Genomic DNA, 16,470 nt, shown 5'->3' with positions numbered 1-16,470 from the left:
GCAATCAAATCTTAAGTGATGGTTATGACGACGAAAACTTCTCCGACAAACAGTACGGCACAACACGTTATTACTAAGCCACCTTTTACTCTGGCACTGCTCCACCCTAAATATTGGGGAGTGTGGTTCGGTTTTGGGCTATTGGCGCTTATCGTTAATGTTCTCCCTTACCGTATATTATTACTGCTAGGTCGTTCATTGGGCTCTCTTGGGGCTCACTATGGTAAAAAGCGCGTAGCGGTCGCAACACGTAACTTGGAACTCGCCTTCCCAGATAAGCCAGCAGATGAAGTCGCGGCTATGGTCAGTGAAAACTTTAAAAATACCGGTATGGCGCTGATCGAAACCGGCATTACCTGGTTCTGGCCGACGTGGCGTTTTAAAAGAATCCTAGTAGATAAAGACACCCAAACACTGCGCACTCACAAAGCCAACGGTAAAGGTGTTTTGTTGTGCTGTGTGCATGCCTTGAACTTAGAGATCACTGCGCGAGCAATGGCCGTACTGGGGATTCCTGGGTTAGGTGTGTATCGCCCACACAACAACCCTGCTTATGAGTTCATTCAATACCGCGGTCGAACTCAAAATGGCAACCGTCTGATTCATCGTAAAGATGTGAAGCGTATGATTCGAATCCTGCGTCAGGGTGAGATCCTTTTCTACCTGCCGGATCATGACTACGGCCGTAACAAGTCTGTGTTTGTGCCTTTCTTCGCTGTAGAAGATGCGTGTACCACAACAGGCACCAGTATTCTGGCTTACACTAGCCGATGCGCTCTTGTTCCGGGTTCAGGGTTTAGAAATGCCGATGGTAAGTATGAAATCATAGCCGATGAATCAATCGAAGATAACTATCCTCAGAAAGATGAGAAAGCGGCGGCCGCTTATCTAAACCGCTATCTTGAGAACATTATCTTACGAGCACCAGAACAATGGATGTGGCTGCACAAGCGCTTCAAAACCATGGAAGACCCAGAAATTGAACGCGGCATTCGTTATAAATAGAGTAGCCTTTATAAATAGAGTTGCCGCTACAAATAGAACGCCTATCTTCAGGTAAGAAAGCCGCTCACCTCAATAGAAAAGTAAAAGGCCCGAAAGAGTTTTATCTCTCGGGCCTTTCTGTTTTGAAATTCTAAACCTAGGGATCTAAACCATCAGGTTCAGAGCTTCAAGCATTAGATGCCATATTGAGCGCGGTACGCTTTTACAGATTCTAGGTGTGCAGCGTCAGTACCTTTCTCTTCAAGGAAAGTCACTAGGTCAGTCAAGCTAACGATTGAGATAATCGCACAGCCGAAGTCACGCTCTACTTCTTGAATCGCAGACAGCTCACCTTTGCCCTTCTCTTGGCGATCAATCGCAACAAGAACACCCGCTAAGTCAGCGCCGTTTGCTTGGATGATTTCCATCGACTCACGAATCGCAGTACCCGCAGTGATCACGTCATCCACTAACATAATGCGACCTTCAAGTTCGCTACCCACTAGGTTACCACCTTCACCGTGGTTCTTCGCTTCTTTACGGTTGAAGCAGTAAGGCGTATCCACATCGTGGTGATCTGCGAGTGCAACCGCTGTTGTCGTTGCAATTGGGATACCTTTGTACGCAGGGCCAAATAGTACGTCGAACTCAATGCCTGAGTCTGCCAATGCTGCTGCGTAGAAGCGACCTAAGCGTGCGAGGTCACGACCTGTATTAAACAATCCAGCATTGAAGAAGTAAGGGCTCTTACGGCCAGACTTTAAAGTAAATTCACCAAACTTAAGTACTTCTTTCTCTAGTGCAAATTCAATAAATTCACGTTGATATGCTTTCATGTTTTTCCTCTACGTTTATCCAATAAAACTTAATTAACTTAAACTCATCTCAGTATCTTCTAAGTAGTCGTGTTTTCCGCTAGGCAACAAGCTTGCGAACCCCGTGAACTTACGAGTAGTAAGTGATTCGGGTGAGCAAGCGCAGTTAACAACGCGGAGGGCGCGAATACGACGAAGATAAAAAAATAGCCCCCAATGTGGGAGCTATTAAAAACTAGTCGGCCAACGCAGCTTTCTGCGCTTCGACGATATCGGTAATGCCCTTATTCGCCAGGGCTAAAAGCTGCATCAGCTCTTCGTGGCTGAACGGTTCGCCTTCTGCGGTGCCTTGAATCTCAATCATCTTACCGTCTTCCGTCATTACAACGTTCATATCTGTATCGGCTGCTGAGTCTTCAACATACTCAAGGTCACACAGTGCTTGTGCACCAACGATGCCCACTGAAACTGCCGCTACGTGGCCTTTCATTGGGTTCTTTTTCAGTTTACCGCTTGCTAGTAGGCTGTTGATAGCGTCTGCCATTGCTACGCTTGCACCTGAAATAGAAGCGGTACGTGTGCCGCCGTCTGCTTGGATAACATCACAATCGACAGTGATCATGATTTCACCCATGACTTTCAGGTCAACAACTGCACGTAGGCTACGCGCGATCAGACGTTGGATTTCCATCGTACGACCACCTTGCTTACCGCTCGCCGCTTCACGACGGTTACGAGTGTGCGTTGCACGTGGCAGCATGCCGTATTCAGCGGTTACCCAACCCTTTCCTTGGCCTTTTAACCAACGCGGCACGTTTTCTTCTACCGTCGCATTACATAGAACTTTAGTGTTGCCGAACTCAACTAATACAGAACCCTCAGCATAAGCTGTGTAGTTACGAGTAATTTTAATTGGACGAATTTGATCTACAGCGCGGTCATTTGGACGCATTGGTATCTACCTTATTAACAGTCTGAAGTGATTATCTATCGAAAGAGTGCATCACCTAAGAACGCGGTGAGACAGTTTTGATTGGGGCAAGATTATATAGCAGTTTATCTTTCAAAGCTATTTACCGTTCAAAGCGACTGACCGTGGAAGGCCATTTATCGCAAAAAAGCGACAAGCTTCGGGAGCACACCATATCGTGATACTATGCGTGCGCGTTATTTTCAGAATGATAAAAGACAGGAAAATTCGATGATTTATAGTATGACCGCGTACGCACGCAAAGAAGTAAAAGGCGATTGGGGTACAGCAGTATGGGAAATCCGCAGTGTAAACCAACGCTACCTAGAGACTTACTTCCGTATGCCTGAACAGTTCCGTGGTTTAGAGCCAATCCTACGTGAGCGTTTCCGTAAGCGTCTAGCTCGCGGCAAGGTTGAATGTAACCTACGTTTTGAAGCAAACCCAGCAGCGAAAGGCGAACTAAGCATTAACGAAGGTTTGGCTCAGCAAGTGATCAATGCGGCTAACCAAGTTATGACCATGACAGGTGAAGACAGCCGTCTGAACCCATTCCAAGTCATGAACTGGCCTGGCGTGATGGAAACGCCAGAGCAAGATATGGATGCCATCAACAAAGATCTACTTGAAGCATTCAACGATGCAATTGCAGAGTTCATTGACGCTCGTGCTCGTGAAGGCGAAAACATGAAAGCGCTCATCGTTCAGCGTTTAGATGCAATCACTGAAGAAGTCGTTAAAGTTCGTGCACGCATGCCTGAGATCCTAGAGTGGCAACGTGAACGTCTTCTTAGCAAGTTTGAAGATGCGAAAATTGAACTTGAAGGTTCTCGTGTTGAGCAAGAGCTTATCCTACTGGCTCAGAAGTCAGACGTGGCAGAAGAACTAGATCGTCTAGACTCTCACGTGAAAGAAGCGAATGCAGTATTGAAGAAAGGTGGCGCTTGTGGCCGTAAGCTTGACTTCATGATGCAAGAGTTCAACCGTGAGTCAAACACACTAGCATCTAAGTCTATCAGCACAGACATCACCGCATCGGGCGTAGAGCTGAAAGTTCTTATCGAACAAATGCGTGAGCAGATCCAGAACATTGAATAACAGTTACAACTGTATTTTACTGCATTAAAATAATTAAAATACAACAACTTAACCAAGAAAACTTTCCACCATTGTATTCTTTAATACACCATTAACCACCGGGAACTGGTGGTTAATGTGGTGGGTATGATAGGCTTACCACAAAGGTAAGTGGTGGGTAAAAAGATATTCACCAAGATCATGCATGATTAGAGGTGGGTTATGGCTAAGTTATCAGTTAAGAAAGTAGAAGCGCTCATTAAGGCTGGCGGTGACAAAACACAGCGCCATGCTGATGGTGAGGGCTTATACCTAGTGGTCCCAGCATCAGGTACTGCAAGTTGGATGCTACGCTTTACCTCCAGTAAAAAGCGCCGTGAAATGACGCTTGGTAAGGTTAAAGATCTTACTTTAGCTAATGCCCGTCTCGAAGCCGCGACTAAAATGAAGCAAGTTCGTGAAGGCTTTGATCCCCTCTTGCAGCGCAAGCGTGCCGAACAAGAGAGCATCAAGACCGTTAACGACCTGTTTGAAGATTGGTACCCAACTTTAGTTAAACGCCTTAAACACCCGAATATCCCAAAACGTGTTTACACCAAAGATATTGCCCCACATATCGGTGACATCCCACTCGATAGAATTACCGCCCGTGATATTCGCACAGCAATCACAGCGATTAATGATTCAGGTCGCCCGACCATCGCCAATGACGCACTAGGACACTGTAAGCAGCTTTTTAACCACGGGATGAAGTTGGACCTTCTGCAAGGTAACCCAGCCTCTGCATTTACCGTGAGAGACGCTGGCGGCATAGAGAAAAGTAAAGATCGCTTCTTGAATGAAGATGAATTAAAGCAGTTCTTTAGTATCGCTAGAAAGAACTGCACCAACTTTAGCCGTGATAATTATCTAGCTTGTGCATTATTGGTTTGTTTAGGGGTTCGCAAATCTGAACTGTGTGAAGCAAAATGGGACGAATTTAATCTAGTGGAAGGCTTGTGGCACTTACCAAAGGAGCGCAGTAAAACTAATGTGGGTTTTACTATTCCATTAGCACCAGAAGTGTTGGAGTGGTTTGAGGAATTAAAGGTAAGAGGTTTTGGCTCTGAGTATGTCTTTCCTAGCAGGCGAGCCAGTAAAAGCCCCCATATGGGCCCCGACACGCTCAATAGAGCGATTACTAAGTTATTTGGTCATGAAGCAGGTAAGAAGAAACAACCGCCTAACTTGATGGGTGACATGCCACACTTTACGGTACATGACCTACGCCGCACTTGTCGTACGCTACTGTCAAAACAAGGCACTCCCGGCCATGTGGCCGAGAGATGCTTGAATCACAAGTTAAAGGGGGTTGAAGGTATTTATGACCAGTATGATTATTTGGAAGAGCGGAAAGTTGCTCTTGTTACTTTAGCCAATGACTTAAAACCAATCGTTGCATAATGACATTAAAGTTATGTCTTAATTACCCTGCAACATGAAGAGATCACTTATAAGTGATCTCTTCTATATTCACTGCACCAAACAAAGAAATTTTAGCGTTCTCGTCACAATATGAGTTTCTCAACTACAGGATAACTTGTTTTAGTGTCGATTTTTTCTCCACTGTTCAAGTTCATCACTCATTACAAACTTAGTCACAATCACTGGTGTATTATTCTCTTCATCTTGTTCAACTTTTTTGGAGTTAGCAAAGAGACTCACGACTTTTTCTTTGAATTTAGTTATGAGCATTCCTGTAGCTAAAAAACCACTACCAAATAGCATCTCCGTAGATTTACCTAGCACAGCATTAAAGACAATATCTAATTCAACGCTGCCTTTAGAAGCTTTATCCAACGAGAAGACAATGCCTCCTGATTCATGGTTACTTGGCGAATATAGCGGTAAATCCATTTCTTGTAACATTAACTCTATCTGACTCATTACAGAAAAGTAGAGATCTAATATGTTAGGATTCACAACACCCATTTGATTCAAATCAGAGTAATGACCAACGCCACTTAACCCTACAGAATCCGTAATATATGGCATGTCAGCCTTAATTCGTATCTGAGCTAGTTCCTTTATACCTTGGACATTTTTAACTTGTCTATAATTATAAAGTTTCCTGTCACCGAAATACAAAGGTACTGGGGCTTCTTCATATTGTACGTCGCTTGGAGGCGATTGATTGCGAATCACCGCTTCAAAATCATCGCATAACTTATTAACTAAATCTTTTGTCTCAGCAAAAAAATAGTCACCCACAGTTGAACGATTCAAGGCTCTATATCTTCGGTATATTTTCGAAAAATCATCATAAATTTCACTTTCAGAAACGTATGAATTGATCTTAACAACCAATCGCTGACCTTCGGCGGAGTTCTCAACATACTCAAAGAAGTCAGATATTTTTGACTCAAACTCGAGGATTAACGAACCTATTTTTTCTTCCTGTTCATTACGAGCTGCAATAATCGCTAGGATATCATATTGCCCCCCTGGCCCTGGAGTTGAACCCGTTGCCACCTCTGTAGAACTCTTCTGTTTCTTTTTAGTCTCTTCAGCTACTACTTCAACCATACCTATTTGATTGTCAAAATAGACTTCAATGGGGTCTTTGACGTCCTCACTACGATGAAGCATGTTGTACAGTGTGTTGAACTTTCTCCAAAATAGGATGAAACTTGGTTCGCTGTATTTGGCATTCAAGGTTATAACAAATTCAATGCGATTGAGTATGGTGAAGTACTGTGCAGCTTTCGCTTTGGTGTCTGCGGTACGTTTAGGGTTTACTTCGATGTATTTCTTAAGGCTACTTTCAAAATCGAGATATGACTCAGGCAGCTCCCGCTTAACAGGGTCTTTATAAATCCCCTTAAATACATTGAAAAACTTATCATAAGTATCTGATTTGTTCAGCTCAGAAAGGAGAATGTCTAGCACCTTTTTATCCCCGAAAGGATCAAAGTCACTCACGACAACATCAGAGAAGTGCTCAAATGCATCTTTGATGTTCTGAACGTTTACATTGTTATAAGAGAAATCGACAATTTTACAGTCGTTTTTATGCTTGGCTGTTCGGTTGACTCGAGAAATGGTTTGTATAGCGCTAATATCGCGAATTTCTTTGTCTAAAAACAGAGTATGCAGTTTCTTCTCATCAAAGCCAGTTTGAAGCTTGGCTACAACAATGATCAATCCGTTCTTCTTAAGGGCAAAGCTCTCCAATACTTTTTCCTCGGAGAGTCCGCCATTCAAGCCTGTAGCACTTTGTTCATCTTGATTGCTTGAGTAAACTATATGAATAGGCGCTTCTGCATACTTCTCATATTTAGGCAGTTTAGCCAGCTCATTAAAATATTTAGTTACCGTTTCTTTGTAGGCAATTGCTGATTTAATGGAATATACAGCAAGCATGGCTTTACCTGTTCCACGAATTTGACGATAAACATCTTTTACTAGAAGGTCAGCTACATACTTTGATATTGCCTCAATGCGATCACGGTTCTCATAAACATGCTTCTTCTGTGCATCTTTAAACTCCTTCTCTGAAAAACCTTCAAGTGGATTTGAAGGAAGGTCAAATAGCATTTTAGATGCCACAGGTACAATGTTTTTAAGTGGATTAAGGATGAAACCATCTTCTATTGCTTCTTTCATGGTAAAGCTATCGAACGGCCGCCAAAGCTTCTCGCTTTCTGCGTAGCCACTAAATTCACCAAAGCGTGCAAGCGTGTGATCATCCGGTGTCGCGGTGAAACCTACAATTAAGTTCTTCTTCGTCGCTTTTCCTGAGTAAGCTTCGCCATCAAAAGGACTTTGCAATTCGTCAAAAATGCTGACCATTTCTTCATGCTGATCACCACTATTAGAACGATGTATCTCATCAATAAGAAAAACAATACGCATTTTTGCAAGCTTTGCTAAAACGCTGGCATCCATCATCTCTTTAACAGCGCCAAACTTCTGCAAATTCACAATCACAATACGACTGTCAGAAGCTAAAGCATTTTGAAAGCTTTTCTTGTTTGTAGCTTCAACCACCAAGCGCTTATCGATATTCATGTTAAGCATTAATGAATCTATCTGGCTACGTAGCTGCAATCGGTCGACGACTATCATTACCTTGTCGTAAACATACTGCATATTGCCATTTTCATCTGGGCGACGAAGGTCTTTTAACTGAAGTGCCGACCAACCAATAATGTTTGACTTGCCAAAGCCCGCAGCATATTGCATTAACAGCGAATAAACATTTTTGTTATTTGAATAGGCTTTACGCTTTTGGAGTAGCTCTGCTTTTTTAGCTTCACTAACACCAGTTAGCTGCTTCTCAAGAAGCTTTTCAAAATAATCTGGCTCTTGTTCATGATCTAAGAATTCATCGATCTTAGCCATGATTTTGTCGGTACCAAACTTCTGTTTTGGCCTTGGCGAAATTAAAAACCCTGGTTCATTTCTAATCTCTTTAATGCCTTTCTTGACGTGTACATCGCGTTCAATGAAGTTATAGTAGAGGATTTCTTTCTCAACCATGAACTTACTGTAAAGCGCGTTAAATAACTCTTTTAGCTTGTTTTTTTTATCTGCATCCGATTTTAGCAACGGATATAGCTTAAATACGCTGTGAGCTTTTTTCTCTATTTCTTCTCGGTCAAACCTACCTTCACGACAAGTTGTGAGTATTTCATCGAAGTAATCTGCAATGGTGCGAATAACATAGGTTTCACCAATATCTGTTGTGGTGATATGTATGGCTTTCTCGAAGACCTTTAAGAAGTCTTTGCGCAGCGCAAGCTTTTCATTCTCACTCAACATATCATTACTGTCGATATGCTGATGATAGGCTTTTATCGCTTCAAAGTAGTCTTTTATGACCTTACCACGCCCGTTTTTACTGGCGTTTTGGCTGGTATAGTTACTTTTGAGTTCGCTATAACCAAGGTAGATACCATTTACAAAAAGCACGATATCAGGGCGGAATGAGAATACCTGCTCGCCTTGAAACTTAAATTTATAAGGTAGCTCCTGCACTACAGAAAATATATTCTGTTCAAATAATTTATCCCCGTGAATCACACTATCACTAGGGTAGAACAGATGAAGTTTAACGCCTTGAAGGGTGATGGATTTATTCGCGTTGATAAACAGTGCCATATTTCGGCTACTACCAATACGCTCCTGAACTAACTCTATGAGCTCTTTAAGCAATAGTGTTTTATCACCCTTATACTTCTTTAGCAGCGTGCCGTAGGCTTTTTTGTTGAGAGAAGTTTCGCTAATAAAAGCTTCTAAGTCCTCCTCAATGACTAAAGAGTTCGTAATGGTATTTGCTTTAACTTCATTGTAGCCAAGTTCATTGCTAAAGAAAGGAATCAAGAACATATCTTGCAAGTGTAATTCATTCATGACGTACACCCTCTTTTGCTAACAATTTCTGAAGTATTTATTTTTCCAGTTACCGCATCATAAACAATAGCTATCTTCATTTCTCTTTGCTTGGTGATTAATTTTTCTATTGCTTCAACTTTCCTATCAATAAGGCTTGTTTTCTTGTTCAGGTATAAAATGATAGAGCTCTGCACATCCTTCGGAGGAATCAACACTTTTGTATCGTTTACTTTTTCTATTTTCAAATTTATTCTTGTGAATCCCTTACCCTCATTCGATAAATTCACTCTATATGGGGATGAGTGTAAAAGGTATGCTAAGTATACAGGGCTAATTTCTTTACTGGTTACTCTAAACCCCTTGCAAAAACTATTTAAAAAAGTTTTATTCGTTGGAACATCAGTTAGAACCGAACACTTCCCTAGATCATCAAAGTCTTCAGAGCTCATCAGAAAAAACAGATCCCCTTCCTTTATAACGTTCTGCTTTTCATGGTGTCCTATCCTTACCGACTTCACTTGAGATAATGATAGGAAAAAATTATTAGCTATGTTAGTAAAAGGTATATACGGCATGCTATCATCGAAATCTTCTGAAAAGTCATCACCTTTTTTCCCTGTCAGACCACTATATAGATAGCCAACTTCCTTTAATCTTTTAGTACGCCAGCCTTTCGGTATTTTGGCAATATTATCTATGTCACTGACATCAAAATCAGAAGTTTCATGAATTCCCAATATTGAGGCCTTATCAATTACCGCACCTCTTAACTTTAGGTATTTATCCCTAAGAAACGTCAACTTGCTGATCTTCTGGTCAATCGTACTAATCTTGCCTTCAATATAATTAGAAATATCTACCTGTTGACTAGCTGATGGAACAGGAACAGTGATAGCACCGAGTTTGTCGAAGTACAGGCGTAATCTCATGTCCATAATGCCACGTGAATTTTTACGGAATATTTTTTTAGCTATTTCTGTTCGAAAAAGATAAGCAAAGTACCTTGGGTCGATGTCTCGGTTTACTTGCCTTAATACATCATAAGCAGGACTGGTAACGCCATTATATTCAGATAAACCCACGGAACCCATCCATGCCAAAAGCTTATTTACGACGATATCGTTCTTTTTCACAATCCAGTAACCATCAGTTGAACTGGCTTTATTGCCTCTGGCCTCCAAGTCTTTGCGTGGTTTTACACCAATGCCTGCATATAGCGAAAGCAACTCATAGTCATTATCTGCTGGAGCAGCGTCAGTCACTAACCTAAAGAGATCTTTTACGCGCTTTTCCTCCCATCCACTAGGGATACTCTCTGACCATTCACCTTCGGCGTTTTTGTACGAATCATAGGTTTCTGAATGCAGCTTCATAATGCGATAGCCTCATCCAGTTTTTTTAACTCTTCTTCTAGTGCTGCGATTTCTTTTAAAACATCTTCAACACTGTGTTGCGCCTCTGGCTTGTAGAAAATTTTGTTGAAATTAATTTCTACTCCAACGACATTTTCAAGATACTCGAAAGGCTTGCTTATGTATTTAGCCATAAAGTATTCAATAGCTTGCTGGTTAAGTACAGAATCTTTCCTAAATGGGATAACTTCATAATCTTTTTTATAGTCTGGCGTTAACTCAACTGTAATATCGACTCGCTCCGTTAATTTTTTCGTGGCTTTTTTTAGTGCAGCCTTAATGACTATCTTTCCGCAGCCTAATGCTTCGCTTGAACCCGTTTTACGATCTTCTTTTATTAGGGTCTCTTTCTCATCATCGTAATAGTAGATGTTTGTATCCGTCGTTACTTTAAGCGGCTGTTCTTTATATTTCAGGTCTAAAACAAATGGTTTAATATCTTGTTCAAAATACTCAACTAATGAACTGTATAATTTCCCATCAAATTCTGTAATAGAAAATTCGGTAAGTTCTCTATCACCGTTGCTTAGAGACCTTGCCGTTAAGGGTTTAGAAGTTGCCCTCTTCATTTCGCCTGTTTTTTTATCTTCTTTCATTGGCAACTGCGACTCAAAACTTTTCCCATTCTGATCTACATTGGTTAGCATGATCGCTTGTTTATTGAAGTAGAAATGTTCCTTTTCAAAGACCTTGGAAAATTCATTGTCCTGATATTCAGCCAGTGCTTGCACTATCTCGGCTCTTTGTTGTTCGGCAACTTCTCGCTTCTTAGAGCCTTTACTTTTCTTCAGTTCAGTCCACTTTTCACTGGCATTAATCAGCAACACTTTATCTTGAGTTTTTGGATTTCTATTCTTGTTTAGTACCCAAAGGTAGGTGTGAATGCCTGTGTTGAAGAATTCATCCGTAGGCAGTTGAACAATGGCCTCAACAAGTTTGCTTTCTAGCATCCATTTGCGGATATTGCTTTCTGCTGAACCTGCATCACCACTAAATAGTGTTGAGCCATTATGAACAACAACACCTATACCATTAGCATCCAATTTAGAGATTAAATGCTGCATAAAGAGCAACTGACCATCGGAAATAGATGGTAGGAATTTGAAGCGTTCAGTCTTGTCGTTTTTAATATCTTTAGCGTAGCCAGACCAACTAACACCATAAGGTGGATTGGCAACCACAACGTCGAACTCTTCGTTGTCAAATTTATCATCGACTAAAGTGTTGCCGTGTTCGATTTTTGAGTCTGGTCGGAAACGACTTTCGATCTTTGCTAATGCGTAAAGAGCGTCATTCCAGTCTTGCCCATAAGTTTGCGTTAAGCGCTTAAACTTCTTATTGATACGATCTTCAACACCAAACAGCATATTCCCGCCACCGCTAGTGCAATCGTAAATCTTTAATAACTTGTCAGACTCTTCTATTTTGGACGCAACAATATCACTAATAAGTGCAATAACATCATCAGGGGTATACTGCTCTCCGGCTGTTTCTGCTGAAATATCAGCCCATTTACGCTTAATGTGCTCTTCGAGGGTAGTGATCTCAGAGTTATTAAAAGGCTTTAAATCAACCTCTGCCCATAGCTTGGTGTAGCCTAGCAATACCTTCTTAGCTTTTAGCTTTGCAATTACACCTCGAATATCGAGAAACTTTTCACCTTCTACTGCGTCAACACCGAGCAGATCTTTTGTTTCACCATCGAAACCATGGAGGTAGGCATCGAAGTCGATATCAAAAGATTTATCGTTCTTACAGATATCAGCCAAGGATTGGTTTTTCTCAAAAATAAAAATGTTGTAGCCTTGGCCTTCATCTTTGATTAAATCGTAGAGGTCGTCTTGTTGGATCTTTTTGAATGCGTCCTCACCAATTTCAGCCTTTAGTTTATCGAACATGCGGACTAGTCGACTTTCTATCATGGCTAACGCGAAGAAAGGCATCATAAATGATGGCCACTCGGACTCTTTAATACCACAACCTCGCAGTAAGTCAGCAGTAGCCCAGATTTTTGATTCGTATTGTAATATGTTCATTTTAATCTCTTAATAATTCTTTAGATAAGTTCAAGTTCGACTAATGCTTGCTCTGCGATCTGCCACGGTAAACGCCTGCCATTGGCTTGCATCTGCCTGTAAGCCTCTCGCGCTTGTTCAGTGTTAATTTGCTGATGAACCACCAGCTGGCTTACGAGCCAAATTGTGCCTTTGACGATAGCAGCTTCTTTCTCTGCTGCTTTTCTAAGCGCCATATCTCCCGTTAGCAAAGGACACTGCTCTTGCTTAGCTAAAGCAAGAGCAAAACAATCGTTTCTACTTGCCTGGGTATAGGTCCCTGTTAACTGCATGGCATACATCATTGATTCTGAAGAAACCTCTTTTAGCGCTAACCCTAAATCGGGTAAGTGGGCGTGCTCTTCTTCCAGCTCTTCAAAAAACAAGATATCTGGCGTTGCAAAATCAAAAGGTAATTGAAACATTGCTTCCAACAGGCCGCCTTCTTCCATGTCAATGAGAATGTTGGCATCACTAATTAGAAGCTGCTGCACCTTTAGCCTCCTGGCCTGACTTTACTTGAAGCGGTACCTCTAACTTTCGTTCTTTATGAAAGCTAGAGACAGACATGCCAAGTAACTCAGCGGCTTTTGATTCCCCTATGTACTCCTCACCTAAAGCACGGTAAACCAACTGCTTGTGTAGATAAGTCGATTCATGAGGGTAAGCTTTTCCTGGCTCTTGTGTGCGCCAGCCATTTTTACTAAACAGCATAAATAAGCTTTTCTGAGTCGCTGGCGTAATTATCCCACACTGTCCTGCTCGAAACAGTGCTGCTAACATGCTAATGCCGTATTCGTGCTTAAGCATAAATAATTCATGCGGTTCAATATGACGGCGTTTTTCACCCAGGTGTTCAATAAGCGTTTGGGCTGGTAGAAGAAATGCGCCAGCAAAGGCGTTGCAAACCTTCTCTTCATCAATACCTTCAACCAAGCGACCATGCACGACTAAGTGACCTAGTTCGTGAGCTAAGGTGAAACGCTGGCGGTCTCCACTTTGGGCGGTAGAGATCACCACTACTGGCGTGCTGCCAATCTTCCCTGCTAAACCATCAAACTTTTTATTCGTTTCCACATCCGTGGTAATGATCATCACTCCTTTAACTTCAAGAGTATCGATCATGTCGTGAATGGGGTTTAAACCAAGATCCCAAGCGTGACGCATTTGAATCGCTAACTCCTCGGCTTGCTCTGGGCTAGTGATTTGCTTTGGTAGGTCACCCGGCAACCCAAACTCAGGAATCGGTTTTACTGAGTCAGGATAAAGCTCTAAAAGCTCTTGCCAGCGTTCAGCTTGGTCTAAAACGTCACCATTGATTCGGTCTAACACTTTCTTTGGTGTGCTAGCACGCTTGCGGTATTCAACACCTTCTAACTTCACCTTGGTCGGTCGAAAGAAGTACTCAGTACGAACCTCTAACGCTTTCGCAAGCTTAATCAGGTTTGAAGAAGAGGGCATAGTTGTGCCATGTTCATACTTCTTAATGGCGTTAGCGGACAAGCCAACTTCGCTGGCTAATGCACTCATTGATAGCCCGGCAGCCTTGCGAGCTCGTTCTAGGCGTTCTGCAAACATGGTATCCTCTCAAGCAACGGCTTGGTTTATAAAAACTACTTTTCTGTTGATAATATAAACCATATCGCCATCATTTTCTATCTGATTTACAATTCCGCACTCTCCACCTTGCTCATCAACCAATCATCAACCTCGCTTTCAAGCCAGGCTTTGCGTTTGCCCATAACGGTATAGTTACAAGGGAAATCACCTGCTTTAATCAGGATGTAGATGCTACTGCGGCACAGTGTTGTTTTGTCCATAACCTGTTGTAGTTTTAAAAATCTCATGTTGGGAATCCTTATGTATTAGCTCGTTCATACCAAGGACTCGCCATTATTTTTTTACTTAGATTCAACCTGCCTTACCGCCCCCTCTCCCACTAACCTGTATTCAAAATCCTTTCAGATATATTTCATCACTACGCATAGCCCAGTTGATAAAACTCAATTAACAGATATAGGAGGTCCCTATGCGTACATCTCGACCAACCATTCCAACTAATAACCAATATCCAGCTCACCAAACCTCTAGCCTCAATGAGCTGCTAGAACACGCAGCTGAAGCGCTTGCGCAAAAATACAAGCGAGAAGGTACCTTTACTAACCCTGCAAACGTGAAAGAGTACCTACAGCTAAAGCTTGGCTCGTATGACCGTGAAGTATTTGCACTGATGCTGCTGGATAACCAGCACCAGCTTATTCGTTTTGAAGAGCTGTTCTTTGGCACCATCGATGCAGCAAGTGTTTATTCGAGAGAGGTGGTAAAGGCCGCCCTCAATGCTAATGCTGCTGCGGTTATCCTGGCCCATAACCACCCATCGGGGATTGCCGAGCCCTCTAGAGCGGACAAGCGCATTACTAGCAGGCTGGTTGATGCGTTGGGGTTAATTGATGTGCGAGTGCTCGACCACATTGTGGTTGGTGAGCATTGTGTCTCTTTTGCTGAAAGGAGCTGGATATGAATAACCATCAATCAGTCTGTAAGAGTAAGGAGGTGCTTATGCCAGCTAAATCACTACTCAGCGACACATCAAACAGTTTGTCATTTAACAAAGCCGCTTTACCCATCTCCAATGCGTTATTGAAACGCTTGACTGATGTGCTGAACCAACATACTGAAGTGATCGGTGACAATTACATCGTGATCAACTTTAGAGACAAAGGCTATAGCGCTGAAAACGGTGGCTACCATCCGGTAGAGATATCATTAAGCAAAGATGCCAACAATCGCTACACAATCTTGTACATCACTGACTTTAGTTTCTGCGGTGGTCCTTACCCCGAACTTGAGCGAGATATCGACTTTGATTTTGGTAATTCAGCAGCTTTTACTCGATACGGTGGCTGGACGAGTATTTGTTCACCCGCAATTCTGGAGCTCTACCCATTGTGGGAAGAAAACTTCGTCGCCTACTTAGGCATGGACGCTTACGACCAAATTGTAGTACGAGGTCATTAGGCATCAATTCAACACACCACAAGTCCAACTCCACTTTCTAACAACATCCACCAGCACAGATAACGGCTGATACTGCTGCTTCCCATATTGTTAAAACGGGAAGCTTGGAACCCTTGCTACATAAGGGTTTGGCGGTGTCGGCCTCTCTGTGCTTCCCAAGACACCCTCCTACAGACAAAAAAGGAAGCAGACCATGGCTGAGGTCCAAGCGATCAAAGACGACGACACAATACGACTCATTGGCCACTTACTCGCTATTCGTTGTAATCCGCAAATGGCTGACGTTTGGCACATTGGGTTAAACCTCGCACTGCGGATATCGGATTTACTCTCCATCCGCTTTGAAGACATTAATGATGACCGACTCATTATTCGTGAAAGCAAAACAGGCAAGCTGGCGAACATCCAGTTAAACACTAAAGCACGGGAGCACATTGCCAAAGTACAAGAGAAGCACCCTGACCATATTTACCTATTTCAATCGCATCGATGCCAGCAACTAAAACATAAACCGCCGCAGCCGATCTCTCGGCGTGCGGTGTCTATGGCCTTTCAACAAGTAGGACAAGAACTCAAGCTTGCGTTGGGTACTCACTCCATGCGCAAAACACGGGGTTATTTCCTTTACCAATCCACTAAAGATATCGGTCGCGTGATGAAGATGCTACGCCACACCTCAGAGGGCGTGACGCTTCGTTATATCGGTATCACTCAAGATGAAGTCGACAAAGATTTCGTATCACTCGAACTGTAACCAAGAGAGG

The 16,470-nt window shown here is 42.4% G+C and carries 14 protein-coding genes; 6 read left to right on the top strand and 8 right to left on the bottom strand.

Features of this window, described 5'->3' with window-relative positions; all coding sequences use genetic code 11:
* Nucleotides 1-24: 24 nt before the first annotated feature.
* Nucleotides 25-1,005: an LpxL/LpxP family Kdo(2)-lipid IV(A) lauroyl/palmitoleoyl acyltransferase gene (gene lpxL / locus ACMAZD_RS00965; protein ID WP_435248226.1), complete on the top strand. Its 981-nt coding sequence runs from the start codon at nt 25-27 to the stop codon at nt 1,003-1,005.
* 173 nt (nt 1,006-1,178) lie between these two features.
* Here the strand turns inward: lpxL and pyrE are convergent, their stop codons facing one another.
* Nucleotides 1,179-1,820, bottom strand: a complete 642-nt coding sequence (gene pyrE / locus ACMAZD_RS00960) for an orotate phosphoribosyltransferase (RefSeq protein ID WP_004735727.1) — start codon at nt 1,818-1,820, stop codon at nt 1,179-1,181.
* Between the two features lie 214 nt (nt 1,821-2,034).
* A complete protein-coding gene (gene rph / locus ACMAZD_RS00955; RefSeq protein WP_004735726.1) occupies nt 2,035-2,751 on the bottom strand; it encodes a ribonuclease PH in 717 nt (238 codons plus the stop codon).
* A gap of 249 nt (nt 2,752-3,000) precedes the next feature.
* Between rph and ACMAZD_RS00950 the strand changes: the two genes are divergently transcribed.
* Nucleotides 3,001-3,867 (top strand): YicC/YloC family endoribonuclease, encoded by an 867-nt coding sequence (locus ACMAZD_RS00950; RefSeq protein WP_435248225.1) that lies wholly within the window; start codon nt 3,001-3,003, stop codon nt 3,865-3,867.
* Nucleotides 3,868-4,068: 201 nt separating this feature from the next.
* Nucleotides 4,069-5,289, top strand: coding sequence for a tyrosine-type recombinase/integrase (locus ACMAZD_RS00945; RefSeq protein ID WP_435248224.1), 1,221 nt, complete (start codon nt 4,069-4,071; stop codon nt 5,287-5,289).
* Nucleotides 5,290-5,430: 141 nt separating this feature from the next.
* On the opposite strand, the gene ACMAZD_RS00940 is transcribed toward ACMAZD_RS00945, so the two are convergent.
* From ACMAZD_RS00940 to ACMAZD_RS00915, 6 genes are all read right to left on the bottom strand, one after another.
* Nucleotides 5,431-9,240, bottom strand: a complete 3,810-nt coding sequence (locus tag ACMAZD_RS00940; RefSeq protein ID WP_435248223.1) for a type I restriction enzyme subunit R domain-containing protein — start codon at nt 9,238-9,240, stop codon at nt 5,431-5,433.
* Nucleotides 9,237-10,595, bottom strand: a complete 1,359-nt coding sequence (locus tag ACMAZD_RS00935) for a restriction endonuclease subunit S (protein WP_435248222.1) — start codon at nt 10,593-10,595, stop codon at nt 9,237-9,239. The genes ACMAZD_RS00940 and ACMAZD_RS00935 overlap by 4 nt, the downstream gene beginning before the upstream one ends.
* Nucleotides 10,592-12,670, bottom strand: coding sequence for an HsdM family class I SAM-dependent methyltransferase (locus tag ACMAZD_RS00930; protein WP_435248221.1), 2,079 nt, complete (start codon nt 12,668-12,670; stop codon nt 10,592-10,594). Before ACMAZD_RS00930 ends, ACMAZD_RS00935 begins: the two co-directional genes overlap by 4 nt.
* Before the next feature lie 20 nt (nt 12,671-12,690).
* The gene (locus ACMAZD_RS00925) at nt 12,691-13,182 is read right to left on the bottom strand and encodes a PIN domain-containing protein (RefSeq protein WP_435248220.1); all 492 of its coding nucleotides are present in this window, start codon (nt 13,180-13,182) and stop codon (nt 12,691-12,693) included.
* A complete protein-coding gene (locus tag ACMAZD_RS00920; protein ID WP_435248219.1) occupies nt 13,163-14,266 on the bottom strand; it encodes a helix-turn-helix domain-containing protein in 1,104 nt (367 codons plus the stop codon). The genes ACMAZD_RS00925 and ACMAZD_RS00920 overlap by 20 nt, the downstream gene beginning before the upstream one ends.
* Nucleotides 14,267-14,352: 86 nt before the next feature.
* Nucleotides 14,353-14,535: an AlpA family phage regulatory protein gene (locus tag ACMAZD_RS00915; RefSeq protein WP_435248218.1), complete on the bottom strand. Its 183-nt coding sequence runs from the start codon at nt 14,533-14,535 to the stop codon at nt 14,353-14,355.
* A gap of 182 nt (nt 14,536-14,717) precedes the next feature.
* Here ACMAZD_RS00915 and radC point away from each other — a divergent pair, with 182 nt between their 5' ends.
* The 3 genes from radC to ACMAZD_RS00900 all read left to right on the top strand — a co-directional run bounded on the left by radC (nt 14,718) and on the right by ACMAZD_RS00900 (nt 16,460).
* Nucleotides 14,718-15,209, top strand: coding sequence for a RadC family protein (gene radC / locus ACMAZD_RS00910; RefSeq protein WP_435248217.1), 492 nt, complete (start codon nt 14,718-14,720; stop codon nt 15,207-15,209).
* A 38-nt stretch (nt 15,210-15,247) separates the two neighbouring features.
* Nucleotides 15,248-15,706, top strand: a complete 459-nt coding sequence (locus tag ACMAZD_RS00905) for a DUF2787 domain-containing protein (RefSeq protein ID WP_435248216.1) — start codon at nt 15,248-15,250, stop codon at nt 15,704-15,706.
* 193 nt (nt 15,707-15,899) lie between these two features.
* A complete protein-coding gene (locus tag ACMAZD_RS00900; protein WP_435248215.1) occupies nt 15,900-16,460 on the top strand; it encodes a tyrosine-type recombinase/integrase in 561 nt (186 codons plus the stop codon).
* Nucleotides 16,461-16,470 lie beyond the last annotated feature (10 nt).

It is taken from the genome of Vibrio sp. nBUS_14, assembly GCF_051201655.1.
Taxonomy (GTDB): domain Bacteria; phylum Pseudomonadota; class Gammaproteobacteria; order Enterobacterales; family Vibrionaceae; genus Vibrio.
The sequence above is the reverse complement of the archived record's forward strand: the minus strand, read 5'-3'. Positions and strand labels throughout refer to the sequence as shown.

Excerpts from the sequence above, each read along its gene's own strand:
- ACMAZD_RS00900 (WP_435248215.1), top strand. The coding sequence starts at position 15,900 with ATGGCTGAGGTCCAAGCGATCAAAGACGACGACACAATACGACTCATT.
- ACMAZD_RS00940 (WP_435248223.1), bottom strand. The coding sequence starts at position 9,240 with ATGAATGAATTACACTTGCAAGATATGTTCTTGATTCCTTTCTTTAGC.
- pyrE (WP_004735727.1), bottom strand. The coding sequence starts at position 1,820 with ATGAAAGCATATCAACGTGAATTTATTGAATTTGCACTAGAGAAAGAA.
- ACMAZD_RS00950 (WP_435248225.1), top strand. The coding sequence starts at position 3,001 with ATGATTTATAGTATGACCGCGTACGCACGCAAAGAAGTAAAAGGCGAT.
- ACMAZD_RS00930 (WP_435248221.1), bottom strand. The coding sequence starts at position 12,670 with ATGAACATATTACAATACGAATCAAAAATCTGGGCTACTGCTGACTTA.
- ACMAZD_RS00905 (WP_435248216.1), top strand. The coding sequence starts at position 15,248 with ATGCCAGCTAAATCACTACTCAGCGACACATCAAACAGTTTGTCATTT.
- radC (WP_435248217.1), top strand. The coding sequence starts at position 14,718 with ATGCGTACATCTCGACCAACCATTCCAACTAATAACCAATATCCAGCT.
- ACMAZD_RS00920 (WP_435248219.1), bottom strand. The coding sequence starts at position 14,266 with ATGTTTGCAGAACGCCTAGAACGAGCTCGCAAGGCTGCCGGGCTATCA.
- ACMAZD_RS00945 (WP_435248224.1), top strand. The coding sequence starts at position 4,069 with ATGGCTAAGTTATCAGTTAAGAAAGTAGAAGCGCTCATTAAGGCTGGC.
- ACMAZD_RS00915 (WP_435248218.1), bottom strand. The coding sequence starts at position 14,535 with ATGAGATTTTTAAAACTACAACAGGTTATGGACAAAACAACACTGTGC.
- ACMAZD_RS00935 (WP_435248222.1), bottom strand. The coding sequence starts at position 10,595 with ATGAAGCTGCATTCAGAAACCTATGATTCGTACAAAAACGCCGAAGGT.
- rph (WP_004735726.1), bottom strand. The coding sequence starts at position 2,751 with ATGCGTCCAAATGACCGCGCTGTAGATCAAATTCGTCCAATTAAAATT.
- lpxL (WP_435248226.1), top strand. The coding sequence starts at position 25 with ATGACGACGAAAACTTCTCCGACAAACAGTACGGCACAACACGTTATT.